Source organism: Streptomyces sp. NRRL B-24484 (genome assembly GCF_000717715.1).
Classification (GTDB): domain Bacteria; phylum Actinomycetota; class Actinomycetes; order Streptomycetales; family Streptomycetaceae; genus Kitasatospora.
Window position 1 is genome coordinate 1 of record NZ_JOAI01000083.1, and the last position, 12,915, is coordinate 12,915.

Sequence of the window (12,915 nt, forward strand, 5' to 3'; positions counted from 1 at the left end):
CCCGCCGCAGCGGTCGAAGCACAGGTCAACGCCCCCGCGGAACTCCCGGCCGCAGCACCCCAGCAGCTCCCCGCAGCACCCGACGCCACCGGCGCCACGCTCGCCGAGGTCTGCGCGGTCGCCTGCCTCGCCGAGCCCACCCCCGGCACGCCCATGAGCGACGCCCAGGTCGCCGCCGTCCTCCGCTGGCTCAAGTTCTCCACCAACCCGCCCATGTCCGGCCGGGCCGCCATCGCCGCGTTCCGCAGCAGCGGCTACGTCGCCACCGAGGCCCGACTGTGGGATGCCTGGCGCTCCCTCGGCACCACCGCGCCCTGACCCGCGCGAACCAACCCCGAACTGCCCTGTCCAGCCGAGAGGATCGACCCATGACCAACCAGCAGACCGAGACCGCCGACGCCTACCGCGCCCAGCTCGTCAGCAACCAGCCCGACGCCCCCGGCTGGCGCCTGTTCGTCGTGCTGCCCGGCCTGGCCAGCAACTGGCCCGAGGCCACCTGGTCTACCAGCAACCCGCCCACCGTCCACCAGCGCACCACAGCGCTGGACGGCATGGGCTACCGGTACGCCACCCCGGACAGGGCCCCCAAGTGGGACTGGTCCGAGACCCAGCCCTGGGAGGACAACCCGCGCGCGCTGGTGGAGCTCACCGCCGTTACCCACGTCCGCCCGCTGGAAGACTGACCAGCAGAAGCTTCGAGGGCCGGGGCGCCTCCCAGCGTCCCGGCTCTCTTTGCCCATTGAAGTCCCATCAGACCCGGTCGGCGCGTTCCACCCCGTAGATCGCTTCCGCACGGCAGGATCGGGTCTCTAACTCCAGAAACGGCGAAGGTCCGGGGCTCTCACACACCCGGACCTCGACGCCGAACCTCGACCAGCTACCAACTCACCGAGGCGACGTGACCAGCGTACGGAACAGCTCTGCCCCCGACCACCCGACCCGCGAGGATCGGCCGGTTCCAACCGGCCGCCCGGTCTGCGCGTCATGTCGAACCCCGGTCGAGCACACTCCCGGGAAGCGGCCCAAGATCTACTGTTCCGAGGCCTGCAAGAAGCGGGCCAAGCGGGCCCTTGTGGCGGCCGAAAAGGCGGGGGCGACCACCCCGGCGGCGGGTCGAGGCGGCACTTCCCGAGCAAAAAGGGACGCGCGCTTTAGTAGTAAGGGAAAAATTCCGTCCACCCCAGGTCAGAGGGGGTCTCGGGGAGAAAGCACCCCGAAACGGACACCTTCCGCTGAGGGTGGTCGGGACGGCCGGTACGAGCGCCGCGACCGGCATCAGACCGTAGCGGTCGGGTCGGCGTTCTGCAGCTGCGGGAAGCGGCTCCTGCCGGGCGGTGAGGCGAAGGTAATGGCGGGTCCGCTGGCCGCCTCCTTCGCCGGGGTGCAGACCTGCCACAGCGTCCACCTCTGCCCGGTCTGCATGGGCAAGGTGCTCGCCGTCCGCGCCGCCAACGTGCAGGCCGCCGCCGATGGCCTGGCCGCCGCCGGGTACGTGCTGGCACTCGGCACCAACACGCTGCGCCACTACGGCCGGATGCCGTACGGCACGCTGAGGGACGGTCAGCGCGGTGGCCTGGTCGCGGTGCTGCACGACGCCTGGAAGGGCGCTTACGGGTCCGCAGGGCGCCCCTGGCGGCGTCTGCGGGACGGGTACGGGATCGTCGGGTACGAGCGCGCCTTCGAGGACACCTGGGGCAGCGAGAGCGGGTGGCACCTGCACTGGCACGTGCTGTGGGTACTCGAAGTCCCCGCCGACGTCACCGGCGAGGAGCGGCAGCAGCTGCTTGACGGCTTCCGCCGTGCGGTCGCCGCGACCTGGCGCGAGGCAGTGCTCGGTGCCGGCGGACACGAGGTCAGCACGAAGTGCGACCGGCCGAACTGCCCGTGCGGCGGCGAGGGCCACGGCACCGACGTCCGGTTCATCGGCGCCGACGAGGAGGGCGAAACCGCCCGCTACCTGTACAAGGACGGGGACAAGGGCACTGCTGGGATCGGCCTGGAGCTGACCCGATCGGACTTCAAGGACGGTCGCCGCTGGGGCCGCATGTCGCCGCTGCAGCTCGGCGACCTGGCCGCCCAGGAGCTGCTGGAGCGCGGCGAGCCGGGCCCGCTGGTTGAGAAATACCGTGAGCGCGAGCGCGGCGTCTACAAGGTCCGCAAGCACTACCGGTCGCAGTCGTTGAACAAGTTGATCCGGATGCTGGAGATCGAGCAGGACGGCCGGTCGGACGCCGAGATCGCGGCCGACGAGGGCGATGGTCTGAAGGCGGTCGCGGTCATCCCGGCCCGCACCTGGTACCGACACATCGCCTACCACCCGGGCCGCCGTCTGGCTCTGCTGCGGGCGACCGAGTCGCTCGGCGAGGCCGGGGTGCGCACGCTGATCGAGAGCTGGGATCTGGTCTGGGACCGCGACGTCCTGCCTGCGCCGCCGGAGGACGGCACCGACACCGAGGTGCCGGCCGAACCCGTCGATCAGGCCGCGGTGCTCGTGCCCGCGCAGGCCTCGGTGGAGCTCACCGAGGCTGAGGCCGCCGCGGCTGAGTTCCGGCGCCGCCGCCGAGCCATCGCGGAGGCCCGGCCGGGCGAGGTCGAGGCTGCGATGACCAGGATCCGTGCCGCCCGCTGACGGACCCGGCACCGCTGACGATGCCGGGTCCGAAAGGTTCTGACCAGCGCTTACGCCGGTGTTGACCAGCCACGCGCTTGCCCAGCGGTTCTCTAAGGACCGCTGAACAAGCGCGTGGCCGGGGCAACAACCGGCCGCGCTCCACCTAATCAGAATCTATTCGCGGATTGGATCCGCGATTCGACTTTGATTCCTGGCGGTAATTCCCACCATTACTGCTTCGGATGGGAAATCGTTGAATTAACCGTTTCCGGCTTCTCCGGATAGAAATGGTGAATCACTTCCGATCCTCCGGCATTGATCATTGCAGCCACGATCGCGAGGAGGCCACCCACGACGGTGACCTTCATGCGGGCTCGATCCTGCTGTTTCTGCAGCTCAGTAGCCATGCGGTGCTTCTCCTTCTGTGGCGATGTGCGGGTGTGGTTCATGATCTTCTTGTTGGTTTCAGGCATAGGGGTACCAAGCTCCTTAGGGTTGACTGTGGGGAAACTTCCCCGGATACGACAGAACCGAGGCAGTCCTCGCCTCGGCACGGTTCGATTGTACGGCATTCCCAAGTGCCCGTCAGCTTGCGTTATAGACAACGGATCTGAGCTGCAGAAATGTCCCTGGAAGCTCGATCTATCGCTCGATTGAGCCTCCTCGGTCCCTATGGCAATTCGGCAGACACCTGGTACCGCCGTCCCGCCGCCGGACGGACTGACCCGGCGCCGTCGGCGGCAGTGGGCCGGGGCCGCTCCCTCCGGCGCGAGCGCCGGAGCCCGGGGCCCAGGGCCCCGGGCGTGAGGGCTGGTGACGTCCGGTCAAGCCGAACTCCGGTGCCGCCCAAGCCGCCGACCGGTCCGGGCGCTGGCCGCCCTCCCCAGCCGTCGACTTGGGAGCGAGCTAGACACCGGCGCTTCGCTTGGTGTTGCTCGCCTGCCCCCTCGCTACGCTCGGGCCAGGAAGGGGCCCGCCGCCCAGGGGGCGACGTGCCCGGCCAGCCCGCGCCCGGGGGCGCGGTCCGGCACCCGCGAGCGACGAAAGGTGACGGGGGAGTGCCAGCACGGGGAGGGCGGCTGACGGCCGCGGGGAAGCGGGACTACACGGTGTCGGTGCGGTTGTCCGACGCGGAGCGGGTGCAGTGGGAGGCAGCCCGGGACGCGACGGGCCGCAAGGAGACCGGGGCGTGGGTGCGGGCGGTCGTCACCGAGGCGTTGACCGGGCATCCGGGCCTGCCGGGGGAGCCCCCGATGGTGCCGGAGGTGAATCACGCCGCCTACCTCGCGCTGGCTGGGGTGGGCAACAACCTCAACCAGCTGACCCGTGCGGTGCACTCGGGTGGCCTGCCGGCGGACCTGCTGCCGCGGCTGGAGGCCGCGATCGAGGCGGTGGGCAACGCCGCGCTGGCGGTGCGGGGGATTGGCACGGTCGGCGCCAACGACTGGGAGCCGGACACCGATTCGTCACGTGACGAATCGTGGGTTGGCCCGGAGGACGGTCCGGCGTGATCGCGAAGATCACCAAGGGGCGGAAGGCCGCCGGGGCGATCCGGTACGACTTCGGCCCCGGCCGCCGGGACGAGCACCACGACCCGCGGGTGGTCGCCGGTACGGTGCCGGGCACCCCGCAGCAGATCGCCCGGATCATCGACCACCACACCCGGCCGTCCGGGCTGACCTCGCCGATCTGGCGGTGCTCGCTGTCGCTGCCGGACGAGGACGGCATCCTCCCGGACCGGCAGTGGGCCGAGATCGCCACGGCCTACGTCGAGCGCATGGGCTACGGGGCGTGCCCGTGGGTCGCGGTGCGGCACGGCGACGACCACATCCACCTGACGGTGTCCCGGGTCGGCTGGGACCGACGGACGGTGCCGGACCGCGGCGACTACATCCGCAGCATGCCGATCGTGCGGGCGCTGGAGCGCGAGCACGGCCTGGTCGACGCTGGCGCACTCTCCAACCGGACCGCGCCGCAGGTCAGCGGGCAGGAGCGGGCCGCGGCGGTGAAGCGCGGCGCCGACGAGCCGGAACGACTGCAGATCCGCGCCGCCGTCTACGCGGCCCGGGACGCCGCCGCGGGCCGGGGCCGTGCCGAGTTCGAGCGGCTGCTCGCCGAGGCCGGGGTCGACTTCCGGGCGAACGTCGCCAGCACCGGCCGCATGAACGGCTACAGCTTCTCGATCCCGGCCTGGACGGACGCCGATGGCGCCCGGGTGTGGGTCACCGCCTCGAAGACCGCGCGGGACCTCGCGTGGCAGAAGCTCGCCCCGGTGCTGGAGCCCCCGGCCGACGCGCCGCCGGTGCTGACCGCGGACCTCGCCCGGACCAAGCTCGCCGAGGCCCGCGAGCGGGTCGGTCGGCAGCGCGCCGAGCTCGCCCAGGAGCTCGCCGCCCTCCCGGCCGGGACCGTCGCTGACCTGCCGACCGCACTGCGCGTTACCCGCTCCGCGCTCGACTCCCGGGAGAAGACGCTCGCCCGGGAAGCCGCGGCGTCGATGCGCCTGGACGGGATCGCCTCCGGAGTCAGCGCCGGGCCCCGCCTGGCGGGGCTGCGCCAGTACTTGGCCGACCTGGAGCTCGCGGCCGGTGCCGAGGCCGAGGCCATAGGGCACGCCACCGCCGCCGCCCAGCAGCGGCAGCAGGCCGATGCGGCCCGCCGGGTGCAGGCCGAGGCCGTGCAGAAGGCCGGCGCCCGCTGGAGCCTGCCCAAGCGGCGCGCGGACGCGGAGGGGATGGCCGCCGCCGCCGAGGAGTGGGCCGCCCGTTGCGAGGCCGAGGCGGTGCTGCTGGACCGCCGTGCCGACGATGCCCGGCGCCGGGCCGAGACGGCCGCCCCGCAGGGCACCGGCGAGCCGTACGTGCGCGCGCTGGAGGACCTGGTCACCGGTTGGTCGGCGGCCGAGGCCGCAGCGATCCGCGAGGACCGGCAGGCCGCCAAGCTCCAGTACACCGACCAGCTCGGCCCCCTCCAGGCCGCCCGGGTCGAGGCCGCCAAGGCCCGCAAGGTGCTCGACCAGCTCGGCGCCGAGCAGCTGCGCCGCGCCGCGCTCCCGCCGGACCGCCTCGCGCTGGAGAACTCGGTGCGGGCCGACCTCGCCGCCCAGGCCCGCGCCGCCGCCGCCCGCTCAACGTCGCCGACGACGGGGACCAGGCGCACGCCGCCGAAGAAGGCCGGCCCCTCCCACGGCGCCCGGCCGCCGCACCTGCGCCCCGGGCAGGACCCGCGGAAGGGCGGCCCGGGTCTGGGCCGCTGAGGCGGCGCAGACGCACCACCAAGAACGGCCCCCGCAGGGGTGGAACCCCGCGCCGCCGTCCGACCGACCACCCACGCCCACCACCACACAACAGCCCAGGGGGAGAAGGACCAGGAGAGGGGTTGTCTGATTTTCCGGGCCCCCTGACAGGCGGGCTGACCTGCGTCGACGCCGACGGTCCCGGCGAGGGGCCGGGGTACCTGCGGTGGTGCCTACGGGGCCACCTGCGGGAGTGCCACCGGTGTCACCTGCGGTGGTACCTACGGGGGTTGCCGCCTGTGGTGCCAGGGCCGCTTGCCGCGCCCTGGACCCAGGCCACGCGCGGCACTCCCCGGCGCGCATCCCGAGCTCCCGCCAGGCCCGCCGTTCGCGCCGGGAAGCACCGCCCCCCGGGGTGAGGCCGGCCACCGTCGGCGGCCCGGGGCACTCGAAGTGTCAGAGGTGTGATCGGTGTGGATCTTGGGATTCGAGGCCGTCGCGTCGTGATGCATAGGAGTGGGGCATCAAGGTCTCTGGTGGAGACCTTGATGGTGCGTCGGATTCCTTGATGGTCGCCCTGTCGGGGTTCCTTGATGGTGCTGCTCGTGACCTTCGGATGGTTGATGCAAGGGTGTGTCGATCGGATTCGGTGGCCGGGGCGTATCTCGATTCGTCACGTGACGAAACGGTTAGAGTCTTCGTATGACCGAGGAGACTACGGAGCCGGGTGGCCGGGCTCAGTTGAAGTGCGACTGGTGCGGGTGGCCGTTCACGCCGCCGAAGGCGACGGGCCGGATGCCGCGCTACTGCCGGCGGTCGTGCCGCCAGCGTGCGTACGAGGCCCGGCAGACGCAGGAGGCGGTGGCCGCGGCGGTGCTGCGCCGAACGAAGGGCCAGCCGCCGGTGCGGTCGGCGGTCCCGGCCGGGGCGGAGCTGGAGGGAGCAGAGTCGCTGCCGCTGTTCTGACCCGCGCGGGGTGGTTGCCTCTGCGGTTGCCTCTGCGGTTGCCACTGGGGTTGCTACTCGGGGTGGCTTCTGGGGCTTGCTTCTCGGGCTTGCCGCTGAGGTTGCGTCAGTCCTCCGCCCGTCGGGGGTGTCTCCGCAGGTCAGGTCATGGACATTCGGCTGTCCATAGGGTCGACAACTTCCCCGGGGCCTCGATGGCCCCGGGGAAGTTGCGCTTGCGGCCCGGCACTTGGGGTCTCCCGTTGCCCGCCCTGGTGGTCGGCTCCGCCGTGGCCGGTCCTCGCGGTGCTGCTCGGCCCGGCCGGGGCGCCGGCCTTCGCGCGCGTCGCCCGCCGATCTCCCGCCCCAGGGGTCGGGTCGAGCGGGGGGTTCCCTCGTTGGGCGGCAGGGCTTGCCCCAGAGCGCGGGTTCTCGGGGGGCCGCCAGGCTCGCTCGCGACGGCTTGCCGCTTGGCCTGGCGGCCCCCCGAGGTTCCGTGCTGGCCTTCGGTGCCGTCCGACGAGGGGACCCCCCGCCGGGTCGAGCCACCACCACGACGCACGCCGTACCCAAGATCGGGACAGCCCCTCCCCTCCGCAGGGTGGCCCGCCGGAGGCATGCCGTGACGCGAGCGGGAGCACCCTCCGGCGGCAGGAGAGGGGCGGTCGCGGGGCCCGGGCGAACCGGACACCCGCTCTCGAACCCGTCACGTAGCGGGTTTTGGTGCCGTGCCCGGTTCAGGGGCGGTCGGGAGGCGGGGCCAGCGGAGTCGGGGTGGGGAACGGGTGGGGCGGGGGCAGCGCCGCGGCGAGGTTGGAGAACAGCTCGTAGACCCGCCAGCCGAGGAAGGCGGTCACCACCAGCGTGACGGTCAGTGACAGCTTCGACCGGGTCACCAGGGCGACAGTGCCGCGCAGGAGCTGCCGGTTGGCGCTCTCCCAGGCGGGGGCCGGCGGCGTCCAGGCGAGGGGGCGGGCGGGCGCGGGCGGGGCGTCGACGGGGGCGATGCTCTGCTGCTCGGGCTCCCGGCCGTCGTGCACGGCGTCGATGTGCCGACGCTGCTCGTCGTGAGCCTGGAAGGGGTACTGGTGGTCGCTGATGGTGCGGCAGACCCCGCAGCGGTACCGGTGCAAGATCGTCGTCCCCTTCCGGCGGGGGTGTAGTCGGGGGCTGTAGTTGGCGTGTAGTCGGGCGTGTAGTCGTGTGGTTTTCGCAGGTCAGCCGCCGGGTGTAGTCGAGGCTGGCGGGGCCCTGGTCCTCCCCGGGGGAGAGCGGCGGGGAAGGCTGTCCGAGCATGCCAGAGCCCCCGCCCGGCCGGGGCCGAACGGGGGCTCTGGTGGTGGGTCGGGGGAGGCCGGTCAGACGGCCACCGCGGGGGCGGGTTCGGGGACCGCCTGTGCGGGCAGCCGGGGAGGGTGCCCGAGGTGGGCGCGCAGGCCCTCGAAGGAGAGGCCCGGGGAGACCCCGCTGCCGCTCTCCCCGGTGACCCTGACGGACTTCTCCACGGGAAGGCCGGCGGACCGCACGGCGGTGCCGAACTCCCGAGCCGTGTACCCGGTGTAGCGGTGGTGGCGCTGGAGGGTCTCCAGGATCTCGGCGAGGTGGACCTTCCCGGCCCCGCCGTCGCGCCGGGCGCGGATGGCGACCATGTGCTCGATGGTGGTGGTCAGCTCGGCATCGGTGAGGGTCGGGGGGACGGCCGCGGCGGGCTCGTCCTCCTGGTCGTCCCCGTCCTCGTCGGCGTCGAAGTCGTCGCCGTCGAGCAGCTGCTCGTCGTCCTCGGTGGCGGCCTTCGCCGGGGCGGGGGCGTGGATCAGCGCGGCGATCCACCACACCCCGGCGAAGAGGCCGATGCCTGGCCCGACCCACGGCCGGGCCAGGGACCAGACCAGTGGTCCGCCGACGACGAGCAGCAGCGCCGCCGCGCCGGCAGAGTCCTTGAACTTCTCGAAGCTCGCCTTGCGGGCGGCCTTCGCCCGCTCCAGCTCGACCTCGCGGGCCGCCACCTGCCCGGCCTCCTGGGCCTGGAGGAGCGCGACGCGCTTGACCGGGTCGGTCTCCGCGATCAGCTTTTTGGCGAAGGCGACCTCGGCGGCCTCGGCGACCTCGGCGGCGATCCGCTCCCGCTTGGCCTGGAGTGCAGCGGCCTCGGCACGCCGCTCGCGGTGGGGCGTCATCAGCCTGCGGACCAGCACGGGCGTGCCGGTGCACAGGCCGGTGACCGGCCACAGCAGGGTGGCCCGCAGGCCCTCGGTGGGGATGATCTTCTCCATGGCGGTCAGCCCAGGAACGAGGTGATCAGGCCGCTGAGGATGCTGGCCGGGAGGGCCCAGAGCCCGCCAGCGGCGGCGAACAGGGACGGCGCGATCGCACCGAACAGGGAGTCCTTCCAGGCCCGCGGCTTGAGCCCGAACACCGCGATGGTCAGCACGGCGGCCGTCGCGCCGGTCTTCCACTCGCCCAGCGCGGCGTTGCCCTGCATCGAGGTGCTGAGCTGCTGGCCGATGCCCGCGAGCTGCTGGAAGGCGGTGCCCGCGTTGGCCGCGAGCAGGCCGATGCCGAACGCCCAGTAGGGGACGTGGTCCGGGTCGACCTTGATCTTGTTCTTCCCGCGGATGCCGACGTACAGGTAGAAGGTCGCGGCGGTGGCGGCGCCGCCCGTGCCGAGTGCAACCAGGGTGCTCATGGTGGGTTCTCCTTCGGGTGGGTCAGTAGAGGGGGAGGGCGGCGAGGACGTTGCCGAGGCCGAGCGCTACGGCCAGCCCGGAGGCGACCGGGATGCGGGCCAGGACCAGGAGCGCGAGGGGGAAGGGCCCGGTGACCTCGCTGACGCGCAGGCGGCCCCGGTCGCGCATGTGCAGGTCGAGGGCCCAGCCGAAGGCGGCCAGGAGCAGGCCGACGTAGGGCCCGCCCGGGGTGATCAGCTGGACGAGGCCGGTCATGTAGCCGGCGGTGGCGCTGATCGCGGTGAGCACGCACCAGCGGCGGAAGCGCCAGGTGCGCTCGGAGGGGCCGGCGGCGCGGGCGGCCCGGCGGCGCTGGCGGCGGGCCCGGGTCTTGGCCTCGCGCTGGTCGGCGAGCTGCTGCTGACGGTGGCGCTTGGTGCGCTGCTCGGGGGTCTCCCCGGCCGCGGCCAGGCGCGCGTCCTCCTCCGCGCGGGCCCGCCGTTTGGCGGTCTCGCGCTCGGTCTCCAGGCGGGCGGCCCGGTCCTCCGGGGTCTCGGTGATCCGGGCGCCCAACATGTCGACCAGGCCCACCAGGTCGTCCCGGTGGAGCGGCCGGTCGGGGGTGAGGATCTTCTCGACCCGGTGACGCTCGGCGCGCTGGGCGGCGGTCTCCCCTGCGGCGGCGAACGCGGCGTCACGCTCGGCCCGCTGCGCGTCGACCAGGGCCTCGTACTCGACCTGCTGGCGGGCGAAGCGCTGCGGCTCGGTCTCGGTGAGGAACTGGCCGACCTGCTCGCCGACCTGCGAGGCGATCGCGGTGGCCTGCTCGGCGAACAGCTTCCCGGCCGGGGCCCAGAACGCGGCGGCGGCAGCCTCTACCGAGGGCAGGACGTGGCCGGCCTCGACCGGCACCGGGATGTGGACGCCGGGCACCGGCTGGGCCGGAATCTCCCTGCGCCACCACTCGGTGACGATCTCGCCAGCGGGCTCGCGGGTCGGCATGCCGACGGTGGGCGGCTCGGACGGGGGCGGGGGGATGGGCGGGGTGGTGGTCATCGCTGGCCCTCCCGGCGGATCAGCTCGCGGATGCCCCACGCCGCGAGTGCGGCGTCGACCAGGACGAGCAGCAGAATCCAGATCACGGTCTGTCTCCAAGTCGGTTGAGGGGCCCGGCCGGTGAGGGCCGGGCCCGATGCGGAGTGGGGTCAGGAGGAGCGCCACCAGGCGCGGGGCGCCGGGTGGGAGTCGACGGCGCGGGCTCGGCGGACCTTGGAGTCCATGCGGGCGTGTCCGGCGCGGTCGGCGGCCCGGACGGCCGCCGCACGGCGCTGCTGTCCGGTGCGGGTGTCGCTGCTGCTGTTGCCGGTCAGGGCGTTCCAGAGGCCCATCAGCCGACCTCCACCACGCCGGTGACGCTGGCCGGGCGGCCGTTCACGCTGACCATCACGCGGAAGCGGGCGACGCCGTCGCGGGTGGTCATCGTGACGCCGGTGGTCCGGTCGTCGCGGGTGAGTTCCCGCAGCTGAGAGAGGCTGACCGGGTTCGGGACGAGGTAGGCGTCGCCGTCGGGCCAGATGGCCCCGACGCCGGGCAGGCTGAGGCCGCTCACTTGGCACCGCCCTTCGCGCCGACCAGGCGGGAGAGCAGGCGGCCGGCCGCACCGGCGGCACGGCGGAGGTCCTCGGGGGTGATGGGCGGGATCTTGGGGGTAGCGTCAGGCACGGCTGGTCCCTCCGATACAGGGGTTGGCCAACTGAGCCCCGACCGGTTGCCTCCGGTCGGGGCTTCTTGCATCACTGAAGGTAGACCAAAACTCGAATTTGCACTACCCCCTTGGTAGAGTACGGCTCTGTGTTCTACCGTTCTCGGTAGAGCGGTCACACCGTCCGCTCACACCGAGAGGAGGGAAACCGTGGCCGGATACGCCGATATCGCCGCGCATTTCCGCAGGCAGATCGAGGGAGGGGAGCTGAAGCCGGGTGACCGCCTCCCGACGTTGCGGGAGGTGATGCAGGAGTTCGGGGTAGCGCAGCAGACCGCCTCCCGCGCCTACAAGGTGCTGAAGGGGGAGGGCCTGACCGAGGCCACCACCGGGGGCGGGACCGTCGTGGCGAAGGCAGGCAGCGACAACATCGCCGCCCGCGTCCGTAACCACGCGGCCACCGGCAAGGCGCTGGGCGCTGGCGAGACCTCCCGAATCGTGGAGGTCGGCACGGTCGGCGCTGACGAGACCGTGGCGGCCCGGCTGGAGGTCGAGCCCGGCACACCGGTGCACGTCCGCCGGCGGGTCGTCAGCCGGGACGGGGCACCCGTGCACCTGAGTTCGAGCTACTACCCGGCGTACGTGATCGAGGTGACGCCCGAACTCGCGGAAGCTGTCTCCACCGGAGGCTCCCGCGAACTCGCGGCGGAACGTCTCGGCACCGCGCAGGAGCGGGTGCTGGAGGAGGTGACCAGCCGACTCGCCACCGAGCCGGAGAAGGAGGCTCTGGGCGGCCTCACCGGCTCGGTGATCGTCACTCAGGTTGTCCGGACCGTCCTGCTCGCGGACGGCCGGATCGTCGAGGTGGCAGTCAAGGTCACCAACGGCTCCACCGTGCTGCGGTGGTCCACCCCGCTGAGCTGATCAACCAACAAAGCGGGGCCGCGCCGGAATTGCGCTCCGGAGCGGCCCCCGTGATCCACGGAGGTAACCCGTGTCCCACACCACGCAGTATGACCGACAGCTGACCCGTCTCCACCGCGCGCTCCTGGTCACGGCAGCCGTGCCCATGCTCGGCTTCGGCGTCATGGGCGGCATCGGCACCTACTCGAACATGACCAGGGCGTTCGCCGACTCCGGCACCGCACTCGGCGTCATCGCCGCCGGCGAGGGCGCCACCGCTGTCCTGGCCGTCCTCACCCTGGTCCTGACGGCCCTCTCCCAGTCGACCCCGACCCTGGTCCGCACCGGCCTGTGGGCGATGCCCGCCGCCGCCGCAGTGGTCGGCGCGGTCACCGCCTCCACCCTCCCGCTCGCCGCCGTCCAGGCCATCACCCCGATGGGCATGTGCGTCGCGGCCGAGGGCCTGGCCCTCATGGTCCGCCGCGTCATGGTCTACCGGACCGGCATCGACCCCGAGGCCCGACGCCGCACCGCCGACACCACCCGCCGCCTGGCCTACCTGCGGGCCGTCGCCGCCCAGCACCCGGACGCCAAGACCCGCCGCAGGGCCGAGCTGAAGGCGTGGAAGGTCGCCGAGAAGGCCGGCGACGGCGACCACCAGCTCGGCGCCGACCTGGTCCAGGTCCAGCGCGAGCGCCTCACCATCGCCGCCGACGACGCCCTGTCGTCCATGTTCACCCTGGTCGCCGTAGCACCCGCCGCAGCGGTCGAAGCACAGGTCAACGCCCCCGCGGAACTCCCGGCCGCAGCACCCCAGCAGCTCCCCGCAGCACCCGACGCCACCGGCGCCACG

14 protein-coding genes and 1 pseudogene are annotated in these 12,915 nt (G+C 72.9%); 8 read left to right on the plus strand and 7 right to left on the minus strand.

Annotated features, from left to right (window positions below):
- The 3 genes and pseudogenes from IE98_RS0140230 to IE98_RS0140240 all read left to right on the plus strand — a co-directional run.
- Positions 1 to 318: pseudogene (locus IE98_RS0140230) on the plus strand (hypothetical protein); the annotation flags it as partial.
- Positions 319 to 368: 50 nt separating this feature from the next.
- Complete coding sequence (locus IE98_RS0140235) at positions 369 to 683, plus strand: DUF6303 family protein (protein WP_052391584.1); 315 nt, start codon at positions 369 to 371, stop codon at positions 681 to 683.
- A gap of 665 nt (positions 684 to 1,348) precedes the next feature.
- Entirely contained in the window at positions 1,349 to 2,629 is a 1,281-nt protein-coding gene (locus IE98_RS0140240) for a hypothetical protein (RefSeq protein WP_030277544.1), read from the plus strand.
- Positions 2,630 to 2,841: 212 nt separating this feature from the next.
- Here the strand turns inward: IE98_RS0140240 and IE98_RS0140245 are convergent, their stop codons facing one another.
- Positions 2,842 to 3,084 (minus strand): hypothetical protein, encoded by a 243-nt coding sequence (locus IE98_RS0140245; RefSeq protein ID WP_030277547.1) that lies wholly within the window; start codon positions 3,082 to 3,084, stop codon positions 2,842 to 2,844.
- Between the two features lie 642 nt (positions 3,085 to 3,726).
- On the opposite strand from IE98_RS0140245, the gene IE98_RS49855 reads away from it, so the two are divergent.
- From IE98_RS49855 to IE98_RS49860, 3 genes are all read left to right on the plus strand, one after another.
- Entirely contained in the window at positions 3,727 to 4,122 is a 396-nt protein-coding gene (locus tag IE98_RS49855; RefSeq protein WP_159401230.1) for a MobC family plasmid mobilization relaxosome protein, read from the plus strand.
- Complete coding sequence (locus IE98_RS45545) at positions 4,119 to 5,867, plus strand: relaxase/mobilization nuclease domain-containing protein (protein WP_052391586.1); 1,749 nt, start codon at positions 4,119 to 4,121, stop codon at positions 5,865 to 5,867. The genes IE98_RS49855 and IE98_RS45545 overlap by 4 nt, the downstream gene beginning before the upstream one ends.
- A 681-nt stretch (positions 5,868 to 6,548) precedes the next feature.
- Positions 6,549 to 6,812 carry a hypothetical protein gene (locus IE98_RS49860; protein ID WP_043176271.1) on the plus strand — a complete coding sequence of 88 codons (264 nt, stop codon included), beginning with the start codon at positions 6,549 to 6,551 and terminating at the stop codon, positions 6,810 to 6,812.
- Positions 6,813 to 7,528: 716 nt separating this feature from the next.
- Here IE98_RS49860 and IE98_RS0140265 read toward each other — a convergent pair.
- The 6 genes from IE98_RS0140265 to IE98_RS0140295 form a co-directional block, all read right to left on the minus strand.
- A complete protein-coding gene (locus IE98_RS0140265) occupies positions 7,529 to 7,924 on the minus strand; it encodes a hypothetical protein (RefSeq protein ID WP_030277552.1) in 396 nt (131 codons plus the stop codon).
- A gap of 225 nt (positions 7,925 to 8,149) precedes the next feature.
- A complete protein-coding gene (locus IE98_RS0140270) occupies positions 8,150 to 9,064 on the minus strand; it encodes a hypothetical protein (RefSeq protein ID WP_030277553.1) in 915 nt (304 codons plus the stop codon).
- A gap of 5 nt (positions 9,065 to 9,069) precedes the next feature.
- Positions 9,070 to 9,477 carry a hypothetical protein gene (locus IE98_RS0140275; protein WP_030277554.1) on the minus strand — a complete coding sequence of 136 codons (408 nt, stop codon included), beginning with the start codon at positions 9,475 to 9,477 and terminating at the stop codon, positions 9,070 to 9,072.
- Positions 9,478 to 9,499: 22 nt separating this feature from the next.
- On the minus strand, positions 9,500 to 10,513 hold the full coding sequence (locus IE98_RS49865; RefSeq protein WP_030277556.1) for a hypothetical protein: 1,014 nt from the start codon (positions 10,511 to 10,513) through the stop codon (positions 9,500 to 9,502).
- A gap of 149 nt (positions 10,514 to 10,662) precedes the next feature.
- Entirely contained in the window at positions 10,663 to 10,845 is a 183-nt protein-coding gene (locus IE98_RS0140290; protein WP_030277557.1) for a hypothetical protein, read from the minus strand.
- The gene (locus tag IE98_RS0140295) at positions 10,845 to 11,066 is read right to left on the minus strand and encodes a hypothetical protein (protein WP_030277560.1); all 222 of its coding nucleotides are present in this window, start codon (positions 11,064 to 11,066) and stop codon (positions 10,845 to 10,847) included. The genes IE98_RS0140290 and IE98_RS0140295 overlap by 1 nt, the downstream gene beginning before the upstream one ends.
- Before the next feature lie 303 nt (positions 11,067 to 11,369).
- Here IE98_RS0140295 and IE98_RS0140305 point away from each other — a divergent pair, with 303 nt between their 5' ends.
- Together IE98_RS0140305 and IE98_RS0140310 are read left to right on the plus strand one after the other, a co-directional pair.
- Positions 11,370 to 12,083 carry a GntR family transcriptional regulator gene (locus IE98_RS0140305; RefSeq protein ID WP_030277562.1) on the plus strand — a complete coding sequence of 238 codons (714 nt, stop codon included), beginning with the start codon at positions 11,370 to 11,372 and terminating at the stop codon, positions 12,081 to 12,083.
- Positions 12,084 to 12,153: 70 nt separating this feature from the next.
- Positions 12,154 to 12,915, plus strand: a 762-nt coding sequence (locus IE98_RS0140310) for a hypothetical protein (RefSeq protein ID WP_106976850.1), incomplete at its 3' end; no start/stop codon positions are given.

Bases quoted from the DNA above. Each gene is read 5' to 3' on its own strand.
- IE98_RS0140275 (WP_030277554.1), bottom strand. From the start codon at position 9,477: ATGAGCACCCTGGTTGCACTCGGCACGGGCGGCGCCGCCACCGCCGCG.
- IE98_RS0140270 (WP_030277553.1), bottom strand. From the start codon at position 9,064: ATGGAGAAGATCATCCCCACCGAGGGCCTGCGGGCCACCCTGCTGTGG.
- IE98_RS49865 (WP_030277556.1), bottom strand. From the start codon at position 10,513: ATGACCACCACCCCGCCCATCCCCCCGCCCCCGTCCGAGCCGCCCACC.
- IE98_RS0140290 (WP_030277557.1), bottom strand. From the start codon at position 10,845: ATGGGCCTCTGGAACGCCCTGACCGGCAACAGCAGCAGCGACACCCGC.
- IE98_RS0140245 (WP_030277547.1), bottom strand. From the start codon at position 3,084: ATGCCTGAAACCAACAAGAAGATCATGAACCACACCCGCACATCGCCA.
- IE98_RS0140240 (WP_030277544.1), top strand. From the start codon at position 1,349: ATGGCGGGTCCGCTGGCCGCCTCCTTCGCCGGGGTGCAGACCTGCCAC.
- IE98_RS49860 (WP_043176271.1), top strand. From the start codon at position 6,549: ATGACCGAGGAGACTACGGAGCCGGGTGGCCGGGCTCAGTTGAAGTGC.
- IE98_RS0140235 (WP_052391584.1), top strand. From the start codon at position 369: ATGACCAACCAGCAGACCGAGACCGCCGACGCCTACCGCGCCCAGCTC.